This is a genomic window from Faecalibacterium longum (assembly GCF_040094125.1).
In the GTDB taxonomy this organism is placed as follows: domain Bacteria; phylum Bacillota; class Clostridia; order Oscillospirales; family Ruminococcaceae; genus Faecalibacterium; species Faecalibacterium longum.
The window spans coordinates 1-5,813 of the sequence record NZ_JBBNIH010000085.1 but is presented as its reverse complement, the minus strand read 5'-3'; the positions used below and the strand labels follow the sequence as shown (position 1 = coordinate 5,813).

At 51.7% G+C, this 5,813-nt stretch carries 6 protein-coding genes; 5 read left to right on the top strand and 1 reads right to left on the bottom strand.

Annotation, left to right across the window (positions count from 1 at the left end; all coding sequences use genetic code 11):
* The 5 genes from AAAU26_RS02390 to AAAU26_RS02370 form a co-directional block, all read left to right on the top strand.
* Positions 1-203, top strand: a 203-nt coding sequence (locus AAAU26_RS02390) for a hypothetical protein (protein WP_349180901.1), incomplete at its 5' end; no start/stop codon positions are given.
* 499 nt (positions 204-702) lie between these two features.
* Positions 703-1,383 carry a response regulator transcription factor gene (locus AAAU26_RS02385; RefSeq protein ID WP_227619511.1) on the top strand — a complete coding sequence of 227 codons (681 nt, stop codon included), beginning with the start codon at positions 703-705 and terminating at the stop codon, positions 1,381-1,383.
* A 9-nt stretch (positions 1,384-1,392) separates the two neighbouring features.
* On the top strand, positions 1,393-2,430 hold the full coding sequence (locus AAAU26_RS02380) for a sensor histidine kinase (protein WP_227619512.1): 1,038 nt from the start codon (positions 1,393-1,395) through the stop codon (positions 2,428-2,430).
* Positions 2,431-2,531: 101 nt separating this feature from the next.
* Positions 2,532-3,215: an ABC transporter ATP-binding protein gene (locus tag AAAU26_RS02375; RefSeq protein WP_005942816.1), complete on the top strand. Its 684-nt coding sequence runs from the start codon at positions 2,532-2,534 to the stop codon at positions 3,213-3,215.
* Positions 3,212-5,566, top strand: a complete 2,355-nt coding sequence (locus AAAU26_RS02370) for an ABC transporter permease (protein WP_227619513.1) — start codon at positions 3,212-3,214, stop codon at positions 5,564-5,566. The genes AAAU26_RS02375 and AAAU26_RS02370 overlap by 4 nt, the downstream gene beginning before the upstream one ends.
* Before the next feature lie 73 nt (positions 5,567-5,639).
* Here the strand turns inward: AAAU26_RS02370 and AAAU26_RS02365 are convergent.
* On the bottom strand, positions 5,640-5,813 hold a 174-nt coding region (locus tag AAAU26_RS02365), incomplete at its 5' end, for a DUF6061 family protein (RefSeq protein WP_349180902.1).

Here is a 5,813-nt window from a genome sequence, read left to right as displayed (position 1 = left end):
CAACACTGAAAATTTCAGAAGTCGAACCGCAATGCACGTTGAAAATTTTGCAGAGCAAAACGTGTGAAAAGGCAAAGCCCCTGCTCGTGGTCACCGTTCACGCCGAACGCAGTTCCTACCCCTGTTTTGCAGCGGCGTTGTCCGGCTCGCCCACAGAAAGTGTGAGGTCATGGCGCAGTATCTCGTTCAGACGGCTTATGTAAGATTCAAGGTTCAGTATGAAGAAAGCCGGGCGCAGTGCGGACACTACAACCTGCTTCTTTCAAGCACAAGAATAACACTTTGCAGTTGTGCAGTCAACAACCAAAAACAAATTTTGGAAGATTGAACAACTACATAAGATTTTATTTGTGAAAAAGAAAAATACCGCCCACGCAGCGCAGCGATGATTTTGTCGGGTGAATCGGCGGCAAAATAGATCGGATGTGTTGCGGGGCGGTAAAAATCTTCATGGGGAATAAATCCTCGCCGCTCTGTACTTTTCTACAAAATTGGTGGGATTTGCGATAAAGGGTATCATGGATTGCGGAGCGCGTCAAGATGGTTTTGCAAATTTTATTGCAGTAAAGCGGTGATAGTAGGACTTATATTTAACACACGGCAAGAAACAATTTCCGTTTCGCACATTGTAATGTTCGCAGAAAAAACTTATAATGCTTTTGAACCTGTAGGACACATAAAACGCAGAAAAGAGAGGGAATCATGAGAAAACTGTTCCTTTTGGAAGATGACCTGAGCCTGATCAGTGGGCTGACCTTTGCATTCAAGAAACAGGGCTTTGCACTGGATACAGCCCGGACACTGGCAGAAGCCGAGGTGCTGTGGTCAGACAGAAAATATGACCTGCTGGTGCTGGATGTTTCCCTGCCGGATGGCTCTGGCTTCGATTTCTGCCAGAAGGTGCGGCGCACATCCAACGTGCCGATTCTGTTTCTGACCGCTTCGGATGAGGAAATGAATATCATCATGGGACTGGAACTGGGCGGGGATGATTACCTGACCAAGCCGTTCAAGCTGGGTGTCCTGTTGTCGCGGGTCAATGCACTGCTTCGCCGTGCAAATGCGTCCAGCACAAGAGACACAGTGCTGGAATCCAATGGCATCACCGTCCGATTGTTGCAGGGACAGGCATACAAAAACGGAATCTTGCTGGAACTGACCGGCGCAGAGTACAAGCTGCTCTGCTTCTTTATGCAGCATCCGAATGCCGTGCTATCCAAGGAACAAATTCTGGATGCACTGTGGGACTGCGATGGGGATTACATTGACAGCAGTGCCTTAACAGTGTATATCCGGCGGCTGCGGATGAAGATTGAGGACGACCCCGGCAAACCGCAGATGCTGCTGACTGTCCGCGGCATGGGCTATAAATGGAATGGGTAAAGGTGCCGTATGAAAGTATTCGCAAACCGGGAAATCCGGATTTTGTTCCGGACAGTGCTGGCGGTCTGGGCGGTGGCATTGGCTCTCACGCAGGGCATCGTATGGCATACGACGCACGCATTCTCTTTCGCATTACTGTTGGTTTTTCTGCTTCTGGGCGGCTGTCTCTGGGGCGTGCTTCTTCGCTATTTCCAAAGGCAGAGCGCGCTTCTGGAACAGGCAGTTCAGCAAATCCAAAGCTGTCTGGATGGCAACCCGGATGCACGACTGGACTGCGACCGGGAGGGAGAACTTTACCGTTTGTTTCACTCCGTTAATGCATTGGCGGCAGTTCTGAGCGCACACGCAGACAACGAGCAGCGGGAGAAGCGTTTTTTGAAAAATACCATTGCAGATATTTCGCACCAGCTCAAAACACCGCTGGCGGCGTTGAATATCTACAACGGTCTGCTTCAGGACGAAGCTGTTTCGCCGTCGGAGGTCAAAGAGTTTGCAGACCTGTCCGAACAGGAGTTGGACCGCATCGAAACGCTGGTGCAGAATCTGCTCAAAATCACCCGGCTGGATGCCGGTTCGGTCGTCTTGGAGAAGAAAAACGAAAATGTTGCTGAAATGGTGCAGGACATCGCGCGGCAGTATAACTATCGTGCCAAGCAGGAACAGAAAAAGCTTGTTCTGTCCGGCTCAGAGGCGGTTACACTTTGGTGCGACCGTGACTGGATGCAGGAAGCTGTGGACAATCTTGTAAAGAATGCCCTTGACCACACAAAGAGCGGAGATACGATTCAGGTAGAGTGGAATGCACTGCCGTCCATGGTTCAGATCAAAGTGCGCGACAACGGCAGCGGCATCCACCCGGAAGATTTGTACCATATCTTCAAACGGTTTTATCGCAGCCGCTTTTCACAGGATACACAGGGCATCGGGCTGGGTCTGCCGCTGGCAAAAGCCGTTGTGGAAGCCCATCACGGCACCATTGAAGTAGACAGCGAGCTGGGAAAGGGCACGACCTTTACTCTGAATTTTCCGATTCCTACAAAATTGTAGGCTGCGTGTAGGCTTGCAGTAAGGTTGACGTGTTATCCTTTTCTGCACAGACAGAGCTAATCCGTCTGAATCGAAGGAACCTGTAAAGTGAGGGATACACTATGGAACTATTAGAAGTCAACCATCTCTGCAAGACCTACGGCAGCGGAGAAACCGCTGTCCATGCGCTGAAAGATGTTAGCTTTTCAGTGCCGAAAGGCGAATATGTGGCGGTCGTTGGCGAATCCGGCTCCGGCAAAAGCACCCTGCTCAACCTGATTGGCGGACTGGATACGCCGACTTCCGGCAAGGTGCTGATTGATGGCAAGGATGTTTTTGCCATGAAAGACCGGGAGCTGACGATCTTCCGCCGCCGTAATATCGGTTTTATCTTTCAGGCATTCAACCTCATCCCGGAACTGACCGTAGAACAGAACATCCTGTTCCCGGTGCTGCTGGACTACCAAAAGCCGGACAGGGCATATCTGGAAGAACTGCTGACCGTGCTGAATCTGAAAGACCGTCGGAAGCATCTGCCAAGTCAGCTTTCCGGTGGGCAGCAGCAACGGGTAGCCATCGGTCGCGCCCTGATGACCCGCCCTTCCCTGATTTTGGCGGATGAGCCGACCGGCAATCTGGACACCCAGAACACCAGCGAGGTCATTGCCCTGCTAAAAGAAACCTCCCGGAAATACGAGCAGACCATCCTGATGATCACCCACAACCGCAGCATTGCGCAGACGGCAGACCGGGTGTTGCAGGTATCGGACGGCTGCCTGACCGATTTTGGGAGGTGCCGGGAATGAGCAGCACAGAAATGAAAAGCTATCTGAGCCTGATCCCGATTTCTGCCAAGGTACGCAGACGGCAGAACCGCATGACGATTTTGTGCATCGTCCTTGCGGTGTTTCTGGTCACGGCGGTGTTCAGTATGGCAGATATGGCGATTCGGATGGAAACCTCAAACCAGCTGAACAAAAACGGAAACTGGCATATCAGGGTAAAGGACATCTCCCCTGAAACAGCCGCAGAGCTTGCCGCACAGGAGGATGTTGCTGCATTTTCGGCGTACAGCGACATCAACGCTTCCCTTACGGAAAACTACTTTGCCGGAGATAAACGTGCCGCACTGGTAGGAGCAGATGATGCAATCCTTCAAATCTTTCCGGGAATGCAGTGTAGCACTGCCCCGGCGGATGGCGAAGTGCTCGTGACAGCAAACATCCGGGATTGGCTGGATGTCACGGTCGGTACAGCGATTCCGCTGACGCTCCCGGATGGACAGACCATTTCGCTTACTGTCGCAGGTTTCAATGAGGATACCTCCGATGCGAACCAGTATGATGCTGTTGTGCTGGTGATGAACCGCAGTACATTTTCTCAGATTGCCGCACAGGTAGAAGAATCCTTTGAAACACAGTATTTCATCCAGTTCAAGCCACGTACCAATTTGCGGCAGTCCATTGTGAACATCGAAAACAAGTACGGAATTTCAGAAGAAAAAATCTCCGAAAACACTTACCTGATGGCGTTGAACGCAAGCAGCAACAACGATTATATTGTAGGCTTATATGCGGTAGCGGCTGTGTTGGCTGGCATGGTCGTCCTTGCCGGAATTTTTATGATCACAGGGAGCATCAACAGCAATGTAGCGCAGCGTACCAGCTATTATGGAATGCTGCGTTGTCTTGGGGCAGGAAAAAATCAGGTTCGGATGCTTGTCCGGCTGGAAGCTCTTTTCTGGTGTAAAACTGCTGTTCCAGCAGGATGTGTGCTGGGAATCGTTTCCACATGGGGATTGTGTTCCTTTCTGCGTGGATTTATCGGCGAGGAGTTCAGCACTTTACCAGTGCTTGGCATCAGCCCGGTCGGTATTATCTGTGGTTCCGCGCTGGGACTTATCACGGTTTGGTTCGCGGCATCTTCTCCGGCACGGCGGGCGGCAAAAGCTTCTCCGATCACAGCAGCAACTGGGAATGCGGTGGAAAATGCAGCGGATTCTCCGTGTCATGCTCGGTTGGTTGGAAGTCGTGCAGAGCTTTCTTTGGGCGTGAGCCATGCAACCTCGTCCAAAAAGAACTTGCTTCTGATGACAGGTTCCTTTGCGTTAAGCATTCTCCTGTTTTTGAGCTTTTCGGTTTTGCTTCGATGGGTTGGATTTGCGCTGAATCCGTTGCAGCCCTACACACCGGACTTATCGGTGGCTGAAACATCCGGGCAAAATGTCCTTGACCCGGTGCTGGTGGAGCAGCTGGAAGCTCTGCCGGAAGTCAAACACGTATTCGGGCGGATGTATTGCCCGCTCCCGGCGGAATATCAGGGAAAACAGGGGTCCATCGACCTGATTTCATACGATACGATACAGTTTGGCTGGGCGAAAAAAGACCTGATTGGCGGAACCCTTCCGCAGGAGCCGGAGGATGGCACATACCCTGTGCTGACGGTATTCGACAAAAGCAACTCCCTGACCGTGGGTGATACCATTCAGCTGGAGGATGCAAAGCTCACAGTCGTGGGTGTATTGAACGACAGCCCGTTCAGTAGTACCGATTCCCCGATTGTTATCTGCACCGAAGAAACCTTCCATCAGCTGACCGGGCAAAACCGCTATGCGGTGATCGATATTCAACTAAAAGATACCACAGCAGACGCAGCCATTGCACAAATACACACCCTGCTGAGCGACACGTTAAACAAGCAGGTTGTTTTTTCCAACCGAATCGAAGGAAATCGGATGATACAAAGCACCTACTGGGCGTTCCATCTGGTGGTCTATGCGTTTCTCATCGTGATTGCAGGAATCACCATTCTGAACATCGTCAACAGCATTTCCATGAGCGTGTCGGCACGAATGAAGCAGTATGGCATCCTGCGTGCCATCGGGATGGATGATGCACAACTGAAACGCATGATCTCTGCCGAAGCTGGCACCTATGCGGTGTCCGGTCTTGTGGTGGGCATTGCGCTGGGTCTTGTGCTGAATCGGAAGCTGTATATCCTGCTCATCACCCATTATTTCGGTGCAGCGTGGCAGATGCCGTGGGGCTGTCTTGCCGTGATTGTCGTAGTCGTGCTGGCGGCTGTGGTGCTGGCAGTATATAATCCGGTCAGGCGAATCCTCATGCAGCCCATTACTGCAACCATCAGTGAATTATAAGCCAGAACAACAGATGCCCACCAGCTTATGGCGAAAACCATAGGTCGGTGGGCATCGTGTTCTTTATAGGGGCTTAATCTTCCAGTCTGCCGTGGTCACAGCCAAGCGACAGATAACGCTCCATCTCCCCTCTCAGCACCATCTGGGCATACTCCAAGGGCTTATTATACAGCAGCCAGTCCAGTTCTGCCCGCTGTGCCGGGGTGTTGCCGTACTCATCCTCGACGGCGATGCAGTCGATGGCAAG

Excerpts from the sequence above, each read along its gene's own strand:
- AAAU26_RS02385 (WP_227619511.1), top strand. The coding sequence starts at position 703 with ATGAGAAAACTGTTCCTTTTGGAAGATGACCTGAGCCTGATCAGTGGG.
- AAAU26_RS02380 (WP_227619512.1), top strand. The coding sequence starts at position 1,393 with ATGAAAGTATTCGCAAACCGGGAAATCCGGATTTTGTTCCGGACAGTG.
- AAAU26_RS02375 (WP_005942816.1), top strand. The coding sequence starts at position 2,532 with ATGGAACTATTAGAAGTCAACCATCTCTGCAAGACCTACGGCAGCGGA.
- AAAU26_RS02370 (WP_227619513.1), top strand. The coding sequence starts at position 3,212 with ATGAGCAGCACAGAAATGAAAAGCTATCTGAGCCTGATCCCGATTTCT.